The sequence below is a fragment of the Streptomyces misionensis genome, from assembly GCF_900104815.1.
Lineage (GTDB): Bacteria > Actinomycetota > Actinomycetes > Streptomycetales > Streptomycetaceae > Streptomyces > Streptomyces misionensis.
Window position 1 is genome coordinate 3,590,590 of record NZ_FNTD01000004.1, and the last position, 16,476, is coordinate 3,607,065.

Consider the following 16,476-nt stretch of genomic DNA (forward strand, 5'->3'; position numbering starts at 1 on the left):
GTTGACCCCGCCCGCCAACTGTATATACCGTAAACCCACCGCAACAGCTGATGGCATAAACAGTTTAGGGGGAACACTGTGCTGCTGACCTATCGCGCCCTCAGGCGCCGCGCCCTCGCCAAGACCCTGCGCATCACCACCCCGCACGGCATCGACGAATCCTCGTTCGTCCCCATCGGCGGCATCGACCAGTGGGTCTCGGTCCGCGGCGAGGACCGGTCCAACCCGGTGATCCTGGAGATCCACGGCGGCCCCGGCGCCTCCAACCTGATCCACATCCCGCGCACCCGCGCCTGGGAACGCCACTTCACGATCGTCCGCTGGGACATGCGCGGCGCCGGCAAGACCTTCTCGGCCCACGGCCCGTCAGGCCAGGGCGAGTTGACCCTGTCCCGCCTCTACGCGGACGCCCTCGAACTCACCGACCACATCCGCGCCCGCCTCGGCGTGCCGAAGGTGCTGCTGCTCGCCAACAGCTTCGGCACCGTCACCGGCCTCCGCCTGGCCCGGGACCACCCCGAGCGCTACTCGGCGTACGTCGGCACGGACCAGAACATCATCGCGGGCGGCCGGGACAGTTCCGCCTACGACGCCCTGCTCACCCGCCTGCGCCGGTCGGGCAGGCGCAAGCCGCTGTCCCGGCTCACCGCGCTCGGCCCGGACCGCACCACCTGGTCCCCCGAGGAGTGGTCCCGCTACGCGAAGACCGTGGTCACGACCGACCCGCTGACCTACGACACCATGAAGACGGTCGTCGTCCGCTCCCTCTGGTTCTCCCCCCTCCACACCCTGCGCGACCTGCGCGCCTACCTGAAGGGCATGACCTTCTCCGAACAACTCGGCCCGCAGGCCATGCCGTTGGACGAATACGCCGAGGGCACCGCGTTCGACCTCCCCGTCTTCCTCTTCCAGGGCGCCGACGACGTCCTCACCCCACCGGCCCCGGCCCGCCGCTTCCACGACGCCCTCACCGCCCCGGTCAAGGACTTCGCCCTCATCCCCGATGCCTCCCACTTCGCCTCCTTCCGCCACCCGGACCACTTCCTCGACCTGCTGCTGACGAGGGTGCGGCCGGTGGTGACGGGGGAAGCCGGAAGCGTGGGGGCCGTCGGCCACGGGCGAAGGTGAGCGGTACGGCGACGGCCACTACAGACGCGCCCTCATGCTCTCGCAGACCCCGTGCACGTCCTTGATCTCGAAGTCGCCGTCCGTGCCGCGCAGTACGCCGCGGTAACGGCCGAAGAGCTGGTAGTAGTCGATGGCGAAGAGGCCGAGGTCGTGTTTCACCGACTTGCGGCCCTCCGGCTGGAAGACGACGTCGAGGCGGCCGTCCCGGGAGGTGATGTGCCAGGCGGCCGACGAGTCGGTGGAGTCGGGCCGGAAGGACACGTCGCCGAGGGGTTCGCACCGGCCCGGTGTCCACAGGGCGGACTCCTCGGGCTCACCGGGCAGTTCCGGCCGGGCCGCGAAGTTGGCCCCGACCGGGCCGGCGTCGGTGGGGGTCGCGAAGGTGCCCCAGAGCCATCGGGTCCGGTACGGCAGCAGTGAGCGGTGCTCGTCGAGTACCGCCAGGTCGCGGGCCGGGTCGAAGACGATCTGCGCGTCCCCGACGCGCAGGACGCCGCGGGCGGGGAACGCGGCCTTGTACGTGTACATGCTGCCGCCCGGCAGCCGGGAGCTCACCGAGAGCGGTGCCGTGGCCGCCCCGGCGTCGAGTTCCAGTTCGCCGCGGATGGCAGGGGCCTTCGGTGTCGCTGCGATGTCCACCTCGATCCGGTGCCGCGCGGACGGCGCGTGGAAGGCGTAGACGATCCGGTAGCCGTCCCGTTCGAAACGGCAGACGCCGTCCAGGAGTTCGGCGGGCAGCGTCGGGCTGCCGCCCGGCGCGTTGGCCGCGTGCTGGTGGAGCACTCCGCCCGCCCGGTCGTAGGCGTAGATCTCGGAGCCGGCGAGGTAGTGCGCGTCCTGGACGATCAGGGAGGAGTACCAGTCGGGATGCAGCAGCGTGAAGCCGACCCATTCCTTGAGCCGCAGGCGCTTCAGGCGGCGGGTGAGACCCGTGTACGCGGCGAGCGGGTCGGCGACGACGGGCCGCTTTGGCAGGCGGCCCCAGCGGCGGACACCGTCCTCGACGAGACGGTGGGGGCTGGACATGCCGGGTAGTTTGCCGAGGGCGTGGTCAGGGGTCAACCGTCGGGCGGCGGCGGGTCACCCGGCTCCATTCTGGCTCAATGCGTATAGGAGAGCGTCGAGTTCGTCGGGGAGAATCCAGCCATGATCACCACTGACAACACCCGGCACTCCGGCCTCAGACTGGCGGCCGGTGTACTCACCGGGATACTCGCGCTCTACATCACCCTCGTCGCGTTCGGCAACATCACGGACTTCGGGACGAACCAGCAGTTCGTGCGGCATGTGCTGGCGATGGATTCGACGTTCAAGGACCACGATCTGATGTGGCGCGCGATCACCAGCAGCGCGCTCCAGGACACCGCGTACGTCCTGATCATCGCGTGGGAGACGGTGGCCGCGCTGGTCCTGATCTGGGGGACGTACCTGTGGGCGGCGCGGCGCGACGACGCGTTCGCGCGGCGCATCTCGACGTACGGGCTGCTGATGCTGCTGCTGCTCTTCGGCGCCGGGTTCATCGCGATCGGCGGCGAGTGGTTCGCGATGTGGCAGGCGAAGGCGTGGAACGGGGAGGATTCCGCCACCCGCGTCTTCCTGCTCAGCGGGGTGGCGTTGATCGTCAACCATCTGCCGGGCGGGAAGGAGTCCGCCGCCTGACCGGCTACTTGACGACCGTCACGCTCGTGCCCTGATCCCCGAAGGCCCACAGGGCGGCGCCGTCCTCCTTGTGCATGCGGATGCCGCCCAGCTTCTGGCCGTTGGCCGGGGGCGGCGAGGCGCCGTCCAGGGCGTTGGAGAAGGCTATGTTCACGCCCTCCACCTTGGTGAAGTACATGACGTGCTCGATCTGGACGCCGTCCGAGCCCTTGATGGACTGGGTGCGCAGTGTGATCGAGTAGCGGCCGGGCTCGGGGTTCACCGTGCCCGGCCACACCGCGAAGCTGCGGCCCGCCCTGCCGGTCGCGTCGACCAGCCACACCCGCTTCTCCGTGAGCGAGTACACGATCCGGCGGCCCTGCCCCGACTCGTCCGGCAGCGCGGGCGGGCCCGCCGGAGGCTTCGGCTTGGCCGAGCCGTGGGTGCTCGCCGACGCCGTGGTGCTCGGCTTGACGGTCGCGGCCGTGGGGTGCGGCCCGTGGTCCGCCTGTACGGCGAGCGCGACGACGGCCACGGTCGCCCCCACCGTCAGACCGGTGACCCAGGCCCAGGAGGGCAGTCGGGCAGCCACGGGTACGCATCTCCTCCGCTATGGGTCCCCCACTCGGACCGGGGGTCGGATCATCGTACTCAGTCCGCCCCCGGCCGAGTACCGGCAGCTCAGTCGAGCACCGGCAGCAGCTCCGGGAGGTGGCCGTCGGAGGCCGCCGCCGCGCGTCGGCGCTCCTCGGGCACCTCGCCGTAGAGCGTGTCGCGGGGCTTCGCCGGGCGGCCGGCCGCCTCGGCCACGGCCACCAGGTCACGGACCGACTTGTACGAGCCGTACGACGAGCCCGCCATCCGCGAGATCGTCTCCTCCATCAGGGTGCCGCCCAGGTCGTTGGCGCCGGAGCGGAGCATCTCCGCCGCCCCCTCGGTGCCCAGTTTCACCCAGCTTGTCTGGATGTTGGGGATCCAGGGGTGCAGCAGCAGGCGAGCCATGGCCGTGACCGCCCGGTTGTCGCGGGTGGTCGGGCCGGGGCGGGCGATGCCGGCCAGGTAGACGGGCGCGTTGGTGTGGATGAAGGGCAGGGTGACGAACTCGGTGAAGCCGCCGGTCTCCCGCTGGATGCCGGCCAGGGTGCGCAGGTGGCCGAGCCAGTGCCGGGGCTGGTCGACATGGCCGTACATCATCGTGGAGGAGGAACGGATGCCCAGTTCGTGGGCGGTCTTCACGACCTCGATCCAGGTGGCCGTCGGCAGCTTGCCCTTGGTGAGGACCCAGCGGACCTCGTCGTCCAGGATCTCGGCGGCGGTGCCGGGGATGGTGTCCAGACCCGCCTCCTTGGCCGCCGTCAGCCACTCCCGGACGGACATGCCGGTGCGGGTGGCGCCGTTCACGACCTCCATCGGGGAGAAGGCGTGCACATGCATGCCGGGGACGCGCTCCTTGACCGCCTTCGCGATGTCGAAGTACGCCGTACCGGGCAGGTCGGGGTGGATGCCGCCCTGCATGCACACCTCGACCGCGCCGACGTCCCACGCCTGCTGGGCGCGGTCGGCCACCTGCTCCAGGGAGAGGGTGTAGGCGTCGGCGTCGGTGCGGCGCTGCGCGAAGGCGCAGAAGCGGCAGCCGGTGTAGCAGACGTTGGTGAAGTTGATGTTGCGGGTGACGATGTACGTCACGTCGTCGCCGACCGCCGACCTGCGCACGTCGTCGGCGATCCGGCACAGCGCGTCCAGCGCCCGCCCGTCCGCGTGCAGCAGCGCCAGCGCCTCGGCGTCGGTCAGCCGGGTCGGGTCGTCGGCGGCCGTGCGCAGCGCCTGCCGCACGTCGGTGTCGATGCGCTCCGGCGCCATGCCGGGGGCCGCCGCCTCGCGCAGCGCCTCCCAGTCGCCGTACACCTCGTCGTAGTCCTCGCGGCGGTCGGCCGTCCGGCCCTCGGTGTCGATGGTGCGGTGCAGATCGGTACGGCCCGTGGGCGTGAAGGTGTCCTCCGGCTCCTGCCACGGCAGCCCCGCGGGCAGCGCGTCGGGGAGGGCGAGCCCGGTCTCCGGGTCGGCCAGCGCGGCGACGTGCGGGCGCAGCCGCGGGTCCAGCCAGGGCTCGCCGCGCCGGACGAACTCCGGGTAGACGCAGAGGCGTTCGCGCAGTTCGAAGCCGGCCGCCCGGGAGCGCTCGGCCAGCTCCTCGATCTGCGGCCAGGGGCGCTCGGGGTTGACGTGGTCGATGGTCAGCGGGGAGACCCCGCCCCAGTCGTCGATGCCGGCGCCGATCAGCCGCTCGTACTCGGAGTCGACCAGGTTCGGCGGGGCCTGGAGACAGGCAGCGGGGCCCATGATGTGCCGGGCGACGGCCACCGTGGCGACCAGCTCGTCCAGTTCGGCGTCCGGCATGCCGCGCATCGCCGTGTCCGGCTTGGCGCGGAAGTTCTGGATGATCAGTTCCTGGATGCCGTGGTAGGCGCGGGAGACCTTGCGCAGCGCGAAGAGCGACTCCGCGCGCTCCTCGTACGTCTCCCCGATGCCGATCAGCAGCCCGGAGGTGAAGGGCACCGACGAGCGGCCCGCGTCCTCCAGGACCCGCAGCCGTACGGCCGGTTCCTTGTCGGGGGAGCCGTGGTGCGGGCCGCCGGGCTCGGACCACAGGCGGGTCGCGGTGGTCTCCAGCATCATGCCCATGCTCGGCGCGACCGGCTTCAGCCGCTGGAAGTCGGTCCAGCTCATGACGCCCGGATTGAGGTGGGGCAGCAGTCCGGTCTCCTCCAGGATGCGGATGGAGATGGCGCGGACGTAGGCGATGGTGTCGTCGTAGCCGTGCGCGTCCAGCCACTCGCGCGCCTCCGGCCAGCGGTCCTCCGGCTTGTCGCCGAGGGTGATCAGGGCTTCCTTGCAGCCGAGGGCCGCGCCCTTGCGGGCGATGTCCAGCACCTCGTCCGGGGACATGAACATGCCGTGCCCGGCGCGGCGCAGCTTGCCGGGGACGGTGACGAAGGTGCAGTAGTGGCACTTGTCCCGGCACAGCCGGGTGAGGGGGATGAAGACGCTCTTCGAGTACGTGATGACACCGGGCCGGCCCGCTTGTTCGAGCCCCGCGTCGCGCACCCGGGCGGCGGACGCGGCGAGGTCGGTCAGCGCCTCGCCGCGCGCCTGGAGCAGCACCGCCGCCTCGGCGACGTCGAGGGCGACGCCGTCCCGGGCGCGTTTGAGGGCGCGACGCATGGAGTTCTCGGTGGGGCCGGTTCCGGAGGTCGCGGAAGTCGTCATATCTCCACGATACGTTCGCGGTGATCACCGGTGGCCGGGGCTACAGGAAGCTCGCGTGCTCGTCCAGCGTCCGCAGCACCTCCCGCTCCCCCGCCGACGGCAGTTGCGCCACCACCTCGCGGACGCCCAGTGAGGCGAACCGCTCCAGTTTGCCCGCGGTCGGCAGGACGGCGTACGGCACGACCTGGAGGGCGGCCGGGTCGCGGCCCGCGTCGGCCCAGACGGCGCGCAGCCGCGGCAGGGCCTCGGCCAGGCCCCGGCCGCCGATGGGCAGCCAGCCGTCGGCGTACTCGGCGAGCTGCGCGAACACCGTGGCCGAGGGCACCCCGCCGAGCAGGGTGCGCGGGCCGGTGACCGGTCCGCGCGGCGGCTGGGCCGGCTTGGGGTGGGCGAAGCTGGCGCGCACGCTCCCGTACGTCCCCCGGTACGCCGTCGGCTCCCGCTCCCACAGCGCCCGCATCAGCGCCAGCCGGTCGCGGACCAGCTCCCTGCGGGTGCGCCACTCGACGCCGTGGTCCGCCGCCTCCTCCACGTTCCAGCCGTAGCCGAGGCCGAGGGTGAAGCGGCCGCCGCAGAGGTGGTCCAGGGTGGCGATCCGCTTGGCCAGCGCGATCGGATCGTGCTGGGCGAGAAGCGTGACCCCGGTGCCGAGGCCGAGCCGCTCGGTGACGGCGGCGGCCTGGGCGAGCGCGACGAAGGGGTCGAGGGTACGGCCGTAGGCGCGCGGCAGCTCGCCGCCGGAGGGGTTGGGGGTGGTGCGCTCCACGGGGATGTGGGTGTGCTCGGGGAGGTAGAGGCCGGCGAACCCGCGCTGTTCGAGTTCGCGGGCGAGTCGGACCGGGGTGACGGTCTCGTCGGTGAGGAAGATCGTGACGGAGAGGCGCATGTCCCATCCGTACCGAGCCGGGACTGCTGCCAACCCCCTTGTTTTCCAACGCAGTTCACCAGTGGACCGGAGAATGGGCGCCATGTGTGACGACACGCACGATCAGGCCCGGGGGCTCGGCAGGCGCGCGTTGTTCGTGACGGGTGCCGCCGCTGCCCTTACGTTGGGACCCGTGAGCTTCGCAGCGGCGGACGGCGGGCGCCAGGAGACCCGGACGGTACGCGGCACCCTGCCGCCCGGCTCCCCCGACTACGTGTACGTGCCGGTGGAAGTCCCCGCCGGAGTACGCGAGTTCAAGGTCTCCTACACCTACGACAGACCCTCGGTCCCGGCCGGCACCCCGGGCAACGCGCTCGACATCGGCCTCTTCGACCAGCACGGCACCGAGCTGGGCGGCCGGGGCTTCAGGGGCTGGTCGGGCGGCGCCCGCACGGAGTTCTTCGTGCGCGCCGACGACGCGACCCCCGGCTACCTCCCCGGCCCGGTGCGCGAGGGCACCTGGCACATCGCGCTCGGCCCCTACACGGTGGCGCCCCAGGGGCTGTCGTACGAGCTGACGATCACGCTGGCCTACGGCGAGCCCGGCACGACCCCCCGGCCGGTGTACCCGCCCTCCCGGGCGCGGGGCCGGGGCCGGGACTGGTACCGGGGCGACTGCCACCTGCACTCCTGGTACTCCGACGGCCGCCGGACCCCGGCCGAGATCGCGGCCCTCGCGCGCGCCGCGGGCCTGGACTTCATCAACTCCTCCGACCACAACACGCACTCGGCCCACCCGCACTGGGCGGACCAGGCGGGCGACGACCTGCTGATCATGCTCGGCGAGGAGATCACCACCCGCAACGGGCACGTGCTCGCGCTCGGTACCGACCCCGGCACGTTCGTCGACTGGCGCTACCGGGCCCGGGACAACCGCTGGGCCCGCTTCGCCCGTGACATCCGCCGCGCCGGCGGCCTGGTGGTGCCCGCGCACCCGCACGCCACCTGCGTCGGCTGCGGCTGGAAGTTCGGCTTCGCCGAGGCGGACGCCGTGGAGGTGTGGAACGGCCCGTACACGCCGGACGACGAGGTGACGCTGGCGGAGTGGGACAACCAGCTGGTCGCCTCGGTGCGCGCGGGCCGGGACTGGCTCCCGGCGATGGGCAACAGCGACGCCCACCGCGACCCGGACTCGGTCGGCCTGCCCCAGACGGTCGTGCTCGCCGACGACCTGACCCGCGAGGCCGTCCAGGAGGGCATCCGGGCGGGCCGCTCCTACGTGGCCGAGTCCCGGCACGTCACCGTCTCCCTCACGGCGACGGGCGGCCGCGGTCTGCGGGCCGGCCTCGGCGAGCGCCTGCCGGTGCCCGCCGACACCCCGGTCACCGTCCGCCTCGACGTCTCCGGCGCACCCCGCTGCTCGCTGCGCCTCGTCACCGACCAGGGCACCCTCTTCACCAGCGATCCCCTGCCGGTGTCGGGCACGGGCTCGGTGGAGTGGCGCACCACGCCCGCCTACGCGGCCTACGTGCGCGCCGAGGTCCGCCACGAGACGGCGCTCGGCCCGGTGCCGGGGGCGCTGGCGGCGTTCACGAATCCGATCTTCCTGGGCGAGGGCGGCGGGCGGCCCGGCGCAGGCCGATGATCTCGGCGACCGCGGCCAGCCAGCGGGCGGCCCAGGACTCGGCCTCCGGGCCGGTCGCGGTCCCCGCGGCCCCGGCCAGCCACTCCCGCACCAGGCGGGCCGCCTCCGGGTCCGGCAACGGCTCGGGCAGCGCGGCGGCGTAGGCGAGGCCGCCGGAGCGGACGATCTCGGCGAGGAACACCAGCGAGCGCGGCGGCACCCCGAGCCGGTCGAGGGCGACCGCGGCGGCGATGGCCCCGTCGCCGAACAGCGTCGCCCGCAGGGCCTCCTGGTCCAGGCCGTAGCGCAGCAGCACGGCGACGTCGGTCGCGGCCAGGACCTCGTCGTCGGTGCGGCTTTCGGGTGTCGGGGACATGGGGCCTCGGTTCCGGTCCGGGTGGTCCGGGTCAGCGGACGGTGACGGTGAAGACGTAGTAGCCGGCCTGGGCGCGCGGGCGGGCGGTCAGGGTGGGGTAGGGCGACGGGGAGGCGGACGGGGCGCCGCTGGGCGACAAAGTGGAGCGGTCGTCCGGGCCGGGGCCGGTGCAGGTGTACAGGGGGCAGTAGAGGAGGCGTACCGAGGTCCTGCCCTCGGCGCGGGCGGTGAAGTCGAAGGACTGGGTGCCGCTCGTGCTGCCGATGACGTCGCTGTCGCCGCCCGAGGCGCGCGTGCCCCGGTAGGTCAGCACGGCCGCGTCCGGTTCCGGGCGGGCGAGGTACCAGTGCCGGCCGAGGGTCGCGGCCGACGGGACGGTGAGGGTGAACTCCCCGCCCGGTGCCACGGTGACGGCCGGGTGGTCGAGGCCGTACCGGGCGGCCTCGGAACTCGCGGTGGGCTCGCGGGTGGGCTGGGTGGTGGCCGGCGGGCTGGGCGTGGCGACCGAGCCGGTGCCGCCGTCCCCGCCGCCGCAGCCGGTGAGGGCGAGCAGCAGGGTGGCGGCCGTGCCGAGGAGCGGTACACGTGCTGTCGTCGGTCGCAATGTTCTCAGTCCTGTGGCAGATGGACGGCGTAGGCGTCGGGAAATCGGTTGTCGCCGGCCTTCGCCATGCCGCCGTTGACGAAGTCGTCCTCGCTCACCCATGTGGTCTGGCCCCACGGGTTGTAGATCTCCAGCTTGTCGCCCTCCTGGCCGACGATCATCATGGAGTGGCCGTTCCATGTGCCGTCCGGCTCCCGCCCCTGGGCGTCGAAGGGCACCGGCTTGCCCTCCGCCACCGACTTCTCGATCCGCGGCAGGATGTCGCGCCGGGAGGCCGTGTCCCCGACCTGGTGCAGCGTGTAGGAGCTTCCGGTCTCCGGACTGATCTCCTTGTTGGAGATGTCGGTCTGGCCCTTCAGGCTCATGCCGTTCCAGTTGGGGTCGCCGTGACCCTCGACGTGCATCCGGTGCTGTTCGGCGACCAGGCGCTGCCGGAAGGCCGCCGGGTCGTCCTCCTGTCCGCCGGGGCCGCCGGTGAGCGACAGGGCGTAGACGGGATCGACCAGGGCGCGTGCGGCGACCGTGGTGGAGGCGACGCAGGTGCCGTCCTGGCCGTCGCCGCCCTGCGCCCACTGCTGTCCGTCGAAGCTCTGCAGTTGCGTGTTCATGTTGGAGCCTCTGACCGGGTCCGTCCCCTCGTCCTTCATGCTCCCCGCCGGGTTGACGATCGGCGTCAAGTGCCGCTGCAGCCACGCCGCGTCCTTGCCGTGGATCTTGCCGGCGAACGTCTGGACGTCGTCCACGTCGTGGCCCGCGGCGAGGGCCTTCATCAGGTACGCCTTCTCCTGCGGGGTCTTCGCGTCCGCCAGCAGCCGGTCCATGCGGGCCCGGTCGGCCGCCGACAGGCGGTCCATGGCCCGGCCGGAGCGCTCCAGGTCGTTGGCCGTGAGGATCTCGTTGAGGTCGGCCGGGCCGGACGCGCCGCCTGCGTCGGCGAGCATCAGCCGGTCCACCGCGGTCAGTCCGCCGGTGTGCAGCTTGCCCGCGCGGGCCTCGGCGGCCCACTTGTTCAGGTCGCGGACCGCGGCGCGCACCGCGTCGTCCGCGGTCACGGCCGCCCGGTGCATCAGGTCGGCCCCGTCCGCGGCGAGGGCCCGGCCCGCGGTGAGGGCGGCCTCGCGCTCCTCCTCGGTCTCCAGCAGGCGGGTCAGGTCGAAGAAGTCGTCCCGCGGGCCGAGCCGCTGCTGGGCCTGGTGCATCTTGGCGCGGCCGTCGGCGTCCTGCCGGCGGGCGGTGCCGAGCGAGTCGGCCAGCGCGTGCAGCGCCTTGGCGCCGCCCTGGAACGCCTCGGCCATCCGCGTCGCGTCGCGGGCCACGGCGGCCACCGCAGCGGAGGCGAGGACCCTGGTGTCGCCGACCCAGACCTCGGGCAGGCCCTTCCTGGCCACCTTGTCCGCCCGGTCGTGCACGTCACCGGCCTGGTCGACCTGGTCGCGGTAGACCTTGCCGAGCGCTTCGAGGGTGGCCGTGTCGCCGACCGGCGCGTGCACGAGGAGGGCGGCGTCGATCTGGTCCAGCAGGTCGTCCTTGCTCGCGGCCTTGGCGATGCTCGTACACAGTCCGGCCAGCCAGGAGCGGCGGCCGGACGGGGTGCCGAGCGGAGCGAGGAAGTCGGCGGGCATGCCCAGGATTCCGGTCACCGGGCCGCCCTCAGTAGCCCGTCAGGGCCGACGGACGGCCGACGGTCACGCTCGCGGCGCGCTCCGCCGCCGTGTGGTCGCCGCCGTGGTACGCCCGCTTGGCCAGCCGTACCTTGTCGGCCAGTTCGCGCAGCGCGGACTCCAGCGTGGCGGCCTCGTCCAGCCAGGCCGCGGCGAACGCGTCGAACGCCGCGGCGGCTTCGGGCCCGCCGAGGGTGTCCTGGGTGTAGCACATGGCGGGCTGGACGGCCCGGTGGATGCGCCCGGCCTCGTCGCCCGCGTCGTCCAGCGCGCCCGCCTGCCCGGACATGCCGGATCTGACCGTGTAGCCGTCCGAAGACGCGCCCATCCCGCTCCCCCGTTGCGAAGACCCTGATCGCGGGGGAGGCTAACACGCGGCGGCCACACGGCAGTCGGGCCGCCACCGGGGCGTCACGGGCCCCGCACGGGGCCGACACACCGGCGTCGCCCGGACGACCGCCGGGAACAGGAGGAGGACGCGGATGCCAGGAACCGCGGGACGCAAGCAGCGCCTCGTCACCCGCTTCCAGCGGTACGTCGCCAACCCGGTCAACCGGCGGCTGCCGTTCCAGACGCTGCTGGAGACCACCGGGCGGGTCTCCGGGAAGCCCCGGCGGACACCGGTCGGAGGACGGCGGGTCGGGGGGTCGTTCTGGCTGGTCTCCGAGTACGGGTACGGGTCGCAGTACGTCCGGAACATCCAGGCCGACCCCCGGGTGCGGGTGCGCGTCGGCGGGCGCTGGCACCGGGGCGTCGCCCGGCTGCTGCCCGACGACGACCCCCGCGCCCGGCTGCGTTCCCTGCCCCGGTTCAACAGCGCGGCGGTGCGGGCGTTCGGCACGGATCTGCTGACCGTGCGGGTGGATCTGGAGGACTGATCACCAGGCCGGGCGATGACCTGCGCCTCGCCGTACGCGCACAGGGCGCGCACGCCCACCGGGACGCCGTCTGACACACCGTCAACCGCCCGGCGGGGTCACGCGCGTGCGAAGAGCGTGTGAGAGGTTTGTGGACTGCCGTGCGGCGGCCTGTGATCGGCGTCTCCCACGGCTGACGCAACCACCCGGAACAAGGCAAACTGACGGGGTTGTCTGTGATGCCGAGGGGGCGAACGCATGGACGGTCGGCCGCGAGTACCCGAGCAGCGGCGACCCGGCTCCGCGACAGGTGCGGAGCCGGTGGCGCTGAGGTTCGGCGTGCTCGGTCCGGTGCGGGCCTGGCGCGGTGAGGAAGCCCTGAGCACGGGCTCCCCCCAGCAGCGGGCCCTGCTGGCCGCCCTGCTGCTGCGCGAGGGCCGTACGGCCACGGCGGCGGAGCTGATCGACGCGCTGTGGGGCCCCGAACCGCCGTCCCAGGCGCTGGCTGCGGTCCGCACGTACGCGTCCCGGCTGCGCAAGGTGCTGGGCTCCGGCGTCCTGGTCACCGAGTCCGGCGGTTACGCGGTGCGCGGGCTCGGCGAGGGCGCGCTGGACCTCGTACGGGCGCAGGACCTCGGCGCGGAGGCGGAGAAGGCGCGCGGCACCGGCGATCTCGCCCGGGCCCGTGCCCTGCTCAACGAGGCGCTGGACCTGTGGGACGGCGAGCCCCTCGCGGGCGTGCCCGGCCCCTACGCCGAGACGCAGCGCGTCCGCCTGGAGGAGTGGCGGCTCGGACTGCTGGAGTCCCGCCTGGACATGGACCTGGAGCAGGGCTGCCACGCGGAGGCGGTCTCCGAGCTGACCGCGCTCACCGCCGCGCACCCCCTGCGGGAGCGGCTGCGCGAGCTGCTGATGCTGGCGCTGTACCGCAGCGGCCGGCAGGCCGAGGCGCTGGCGGTGTACGCCGACACGCGCCGCCTGCTCGCCGAGGAACTGGGCGTGGACCCGCGCCCCGGACTGCGCGAGCTCCAGCAGCGCATCCTCCAGGCCGACCCGGCGCTCGCGGAGCCCTCCGCGCCGGTCGCCGAGCCGCCCGCGGCGCCCGTGCGCCCGGCCCAACTCCCTGCCTCGGTCCCGGACTTCACCGGCCGGGCCGCCTTCGTGGACGAGCTGAGCGCGGTGCTGGCGTCGGCCACCGAGACGGAGGGCAGCGTCATGGCGGTCTCCGCGATGGCCGGCATCGGCGGCGTCGGCAAGACCACGCTCGCGGTGCACGTGGCCCACCGGGCCCGCTCCTCCTTCCCGGACGGGCAGCTCTACGTCGACCTCCAGGGCGCCGGCCACCGCCCGGCGGAACCGGAGACCGTCCTCGGCTCCTTCCTGCGCGCGCTGGGCACGGCGGACTCCGCGATCCCGGACTCGCTGGAGGAACGCGCGGCCCTCTACCGCTCGGTGCTGGACGGCCGCCGCGTCCTGGTCCTCCTGGACAACGCCAAGGACGCGGCACAGGTGCGCCCGCTGCTGCCCGGCACGGAGGGCTGCGCGGCCCTCGTGACGTCCCGGATGCGGATGGTGGGGCTGGCCGGGGCGCACCTGGTCGACCTGGACGTCATGTCCCCCGACGAGGCGCTGGCCCTGTTCACCCGGATCGTCGGCGCGGAGCGGGTGACGCCCGAGCGGGAGGCCGCCCTCGACGTGGTCGCCGCCTGCGGTTTCCTCCCCCTCGCCATCCGCATCGCCGCGTCCCGCCTCGCGGCCCGGCGCACCTGGACGGTCTCGGTCCTCGCCGCCAAGCTCGCCGACGAGCGCCGCCGGCTGGACGAGTTGCAGGCCGGGGACCTGGCGGTGAAGGCCACCTTCGAACTCGGCTACGGCCAGCTCGACCCGGCCCAGGCCCGTGCCTTCCGCCTGCTGGGCCTGGCCGACGGCCCCGACATCTCCCTGCCGGCCGCGGCCGCGGTCCTGGACCTGCCGCCGGAGGACACGGAAGACCTCCTGGAGTCCCTGGTCGACACCTCCCTCCTGGAATCCGCCGCCCCCGGCCGCTACCGCTTCCACGACCTGGTCCGCCTCTACGCCCGCGCGTGCGCCGAACGCGACGAGCAGCCGGCGAGCGGGAGGGGGGCGGCGATGTCGCGGTTGCTGGACTTCTATCTGGCGACGGCGGCGCAGGTGTACGCGATGGAGCGGCCCGGGGACCGGGTGGTGGACCACCTGCGGCCGACGGAGTACCCCGGACTGCGGTTCCGGGACCGGCACCAGGCGCAGGACTGGCTGTACGCCGAGGCGGTCTCGCTGCTGGCGTGCGTGCGCCAGTTCGCGCGGGCGGACACCCTGCCGCGCGCCATCGACCTGCTGTGGACCGCCGTCGACCTGACCGAGTCCGGCGCCAACTCACGGGAGTACGACGCCGCCGCCCTCGCTCTGCTCGACGCGGCCCGGGCGAGCGGGGACGGCGCCGCGCAGGTGCGGGCGTCGGTCGTCCTGGCCAACGCGCACCAGCTGTCCGGCCGGTTCACGGAGGCCGACGAGTCGGCGCAGGAGTCACTGCGCCTCGGTGCCTCCTGCAGCGACCCGCTGGCCCGCTGCTGGGCAGCCAACATCCGTGGCGCCATGGCCTTTTACCGCCGTCGGTACGACGACGCGGAAACGCACCTCAAGCAGGCGCTCACGGACTTCCGGAACTGTGAGGACCGCGCCGGTGAGGCCAGCGTCCTGTGCAACCTCTCCCGCATCCACGTGGTGACCGGCCGGCCCCAGAGCGCGGTGGAACTGGCCCAGCAGGGCGTCGACATGTACGAGGCCCTGGGCCATGCCGTCAAGAGTGCCAACGGCCGCTACGCCCTCGGCATGGCCCTCACCCAGAACGGCCGCCACCTGGAGGCCGCCGAGCGGCTGCAGGAAGCACTGGAGGTCTTCCGGGAGAGCCGCCAGCGGCTGTGGGAGGGCATGACGCTGTTCCGGCTCGCGGAACTCGACCTCACGGCCGAGCGGCCCGCCCAGGCCTCGGCCAACGCCGAAGCCGCGCTGACCGTCCTGCGGGGGATCGGCGGCGAGTGGCGACGGGGCAACGTACTCACCGTGCTGGGCCGGGCACTTGACGGTATAGGGCAGTCGGGGCGCGCCCGGGTGTGCTGGCAGGAGGCCCTGTCCATCCACGAGTCGCTCGGTACGCCGGAGGCCGACTCGGTCCGGTCGCTGCTGGAAGGAACGACGGTGGCGTGAGCCGGGGCCGTCCGGCCGGGGCGTTCATCGTTCGTTTATCGCCCTGCGGCACTCTCGTTCTGTCGATCCGTCGCGTCGGGGGGCAGGCGGACCGCCGGTGAGATCGCCCACAGGACCGATCTAGGGTTGGGCGATCAGTGAGCTCGTCCGGCCGTTGTTTCAACGGGGGACGGCCGGGCGAGCTCCGCAAAACGAGTCCAGCACCACTGGGGAGGAAGCACCATGAGCGACGCCACGAAGGACGAGAACACCGTCGCCCCGGACGGGAACGTCCACATCACGGACGCCAAGGACAACACCGCGGTCCCGGCCGGCAACGTCCACATCACCGACGCCAAGGCCAACACCATGACTCCGGCCGGCAACGTCCACATCACCGACGCCGAGAACGACGGCACCTTCAGCCCGGACAACGTGCACATCACGTCCGAGCCGGCCTGACGACAGACCACGGGGGGACCGGCCCGACGGGGGCCGCACAGGGGGATCGGCCGCGGCGGCGCGGAGGGGGAGCCGTCGCGGCCGACGTGTGTCGCGCCCCGCTACGCCTCAGTCCGCGGGATACGCGTCCGGCTGGGCCTCGCAGTGGTCGAGTGCGTGGAGGTCGGCGTCCTCGCCGAAGGGGACCTCGACGGTCTTCGTGCCCCGCGCGGGGACCGGGACGTCCGTGCTGCCGAAGGAGATCGTGAGGTCGTCGTCGGCCACGAAGTTCACCCGCGCCGTGAAGGTGTCCTCGTGGTCGGTCGGGTTGGTGACCTCGACCGTCGCATAGGGCTTCTTCGCGGTGGCGCAGCTCACCAGTTCCACCATGCCGTACCCGAGCACCGCGTTGGTGCTCGCGTCGGGCGTCGGCGTCGCGTCGGCGCCCGTTCCGCTGCCGTCATCCCCGGCGCCGAAGTCCTCATCGTCGTCGTCGTAGTCGGACTGGTCCCCGTCGTGGTCCTGGCGCGAGCTGCTGCACCCGCCGCCGCCACCGCCCGAGTGGTCGCCGTGACCGTAGTTGTGGCCGGTGTAGTGCCCCCCTCGGGAGAAACCGGTGAGGCCGAGGACCACGAAGGCGACCACGGCCGTGAACTTCAGGGTGCGCGTCCGTGCAGGCATGGGCATGCCGGCCACCTTATCCAGCGGCGTTCACCGCGTGGCGGGGTTCCGGCACCCCGGGTAGCGTCGGCCCTGGGACGGCCGCCGTCCGGAGCCCTTCCGTGACAACCGGTGCGACGGCCGTCGCACG

At 73.1% G+C, this 16,476-nt stretch carries 15 protein-coding genes; 6 read left to right on the forward strand and 9 right to left on the reverse strand.

Annotated elements, in window-relative coordinates:
* Positions 1-78: 78 nt before the first annotated feature.
* Positions 79-1,128 carry an alpha/beta fold hydrolase gene (locus tag BLW85_RS17845; RefSeq protein WP_074992577.1) on the forward strand — a complete coding sequence of 350 codons (1,050 nt, stop codon included), beginning with the start codon at positions 79-81 and terminating at the stop codon, positions 1,126-1,128.
* 18 nt (positions 1,129-1,146) lie between these two features.
* On the opposite strand, the gene BLW85_RS17850 is transcribed toward BLW85_RS17845, so the two are convergent.
* Positions 1,147-2,154: a DUF2804 domain-containing protein gene (locus BLW85_RS17850; protein ID WP_074992578.1), complete on the reverse strand. Its 1,008-nt coding sequence runs from the start codon at positions 2,152-2,154 to the stop codon at positions 1,147-1,149.
* Between the two features lie 120 nt (positions 2,155-2,274).
* On the opposite strand from BLW85_RS17850, the gene BLW85_RS17855 reads away from it, so the two are divergent.
* Positions 2,275-2,787 (forward strand): DUF2165 domain-containing protein, encoded by a 513-nt coding sequence (locus BLW85_RS17855; protein WP_177329894.1) that lies wholly within the window; start codon positions 2,275-2,277, stop codon positions 2,785-2,787.
* Positions 2,788-2,791: 4 nt separating this feature from the next.
* Here the strand turns inward: BLW85_RS17855 and BLW85_RS17860 are convergent, their stop codons facing one another.
* The 3 genes from BLW85_RS17860 to BLW85_RS17870 all read right to left on the reverse strand — a co-directional run bounded on the left by BLW85_RS17860 (position 2,792) and on the right by BLW85_RS17870 (position 6,919).
* Complete coding sequence (locus BLW85_RS17860; RefSeq protein WP_070023842.1) at positions 2,792-3,358, reverse strand: hypothetical protein; 567 nt, start codon at positions 3,356-3,358, stop codon at positions 2,792-2,794.
* 89 nt (positions 3,359-3,447) lie between these two features.
* Positions 3,448-6,033, reverse strand: a complete 2,586-nt coding sequence (locus tag BLW85_RS17865; protein WP_074992579.1) for a bifunctional FO biosynthesis protein CofGH — start codon at positions 6,031-6,033, stop codon at positions 3,448-3,450.
* 40 nt (positions 6,034-6,073) lie between these two features.
* The gene (locus tag BLW85_RS17870; RefSeq protein WP_074992580.1) at positions 6,074-6,919 is read right to left on the reverse strand and encodes a TIGR03619 family F420-dependent LLM class oxidoreductase; all 846 of its coding nucleotides are present in this window, start codon (positions 6,917-6,919) and stop codon (positions 6,074-6,076) included.
* A gap of 82 nt (positions 6,920-7,001) precedes the next feature.
* Here BLW85_RS17870 and BLW85_RS17875 point away from each other — a divergent pair, with 82 nt between their 5' ends.
* On the forward strand, positions 7,002-8,543 hold the full coding sequence (locus tag BLW85_RS17875) for a CehA/McbA family metallohydrolase (RefSeq protein ID WP_074992581.1): 1,542 nt from the start codon (positions 7,002-7,004) through the stop codon (positions 8,541-8,543).
* Here the strand turns inward: BLW85_RS17875 and BLW85_RS17880 are convergent.
* Genes BLW85_RS17880 through BLW85_RS17895 form a run of 4 tightly spaced genes read right to left on the reverse strand, consistent with a single transcriptional unit; the run spans position 8,488 to position 11,491 of the window.
* Entirely contained in the window at positions 8,488-8,898 is a 411-nt protein-coding gene (locus BLW85_RS17880) for a hypothetical protein (protein WP_074992582.1), read from the reverse strand. The two genes, BLW85_RS17875 and BLW85_RS17880, sit on opposite strands and share 56 nt — an antisense overlap.
* Before the next feature lie 31 nt (positions 8,899-8,929).
* Positions 8,930-9,502, reverse strand: a complete 573-nt coding sequence (locus BLW85_RS17885) for a protease inhibitor I42 family protein (protein ID WP_074992583.1) — start codon at positions 9,500-9,502, stop codon at positions 8,930-8,932.
* 5 nt (positions 9,503-9,507) lie between these two features.
* Entirely contained in the window at positions 9,508-11,142 is a 1,635-nt protein-coding gene (locus BLW85_RS17890) for a peptidoglycan-binding protein (protein WP_239697572.1), read from the reverse strand.
* A 10-nt stretch (positions 11,143-11,152) separates the two neighbouring features.
* Positions 11,153-11,491 carry a hypothetical protein gene (locus tag BLW85_RS17895; protein WP_074992584.1) on the reverse strand — a complete coding sequence of 113 codons (339 nt, stop codon included), beginning with the start codon at positions 11,489-11,491 and terminating at the stop codon, positions 11,153-11,155.
* A gap of 154 nt (positions 11,492-11,645) precedes the next feature.
* Between BLW85_RS17895 and BLW85_RS17900 the strand changes: the two genes are divergently transcribed.
* The 3 genes from BLW85_RS17900 to BLW85_RS17910 all read left to right on the forward strand — a co-directional run bounded on the left by BLW85_RS17900 (position 11,646) and on the right by BLW85_RS17910 (position 15,686).
* The gene (locus tag BLW85_RS17900; RefSeq protein ID WP_070023854.1) at positions 11,646-12,041 is read left to right on the forward strand and encodes a nitroreductase/quinone reductase family protein; all 396 of its coding nucleotides are present in this window, start codon (positions 11,646-11,648) and stop codon (positions 12,039-12,041) included.
* 237 nt (positions 12,042-12,278) lie between these two features.
* Positions 12,279-15,245: an SARP-family global regulator AfsR gene (gene afsR, locus BLW85_RS17905; RefSeq protein WP_070023857.1), complete on the forward strand. Its 2,967-nt coding sequence runs from the start codon at positions 12,279-12,281 to the stop codon at positions 15,243-15,245.
* Between the two features lie 222 nt (positions 15,246-15,467).
* Complete coding sequence (locus BLW85_RS17910) at positions 15,468-15,686, forward strand: hypothetical protein (protein WP_070023859.1); 219 nt, start codon at positions 15,468-15,470, stop codon at positions 15,684-15,686.
* Between the two features lie 108 nt (positions 15,687-15,794).
* On the opposite strand, the gene BLW85_RS17915 is transcribed toward BLW85_RS17910, so the two are convergent.
* Positions 15,795-16,352 (reverse strand): hypothetical protein, encoded by a 558-nt coding sequence (locus BLW85_RS17915; RefSeq protein WP_244174877.1) that lies wholly within the window; start codon positions 16,350-16,352, stop codon positions 15,795-15,797.
* Positions 16,353-16,476 lie beyond the last annotated feature (124 nt).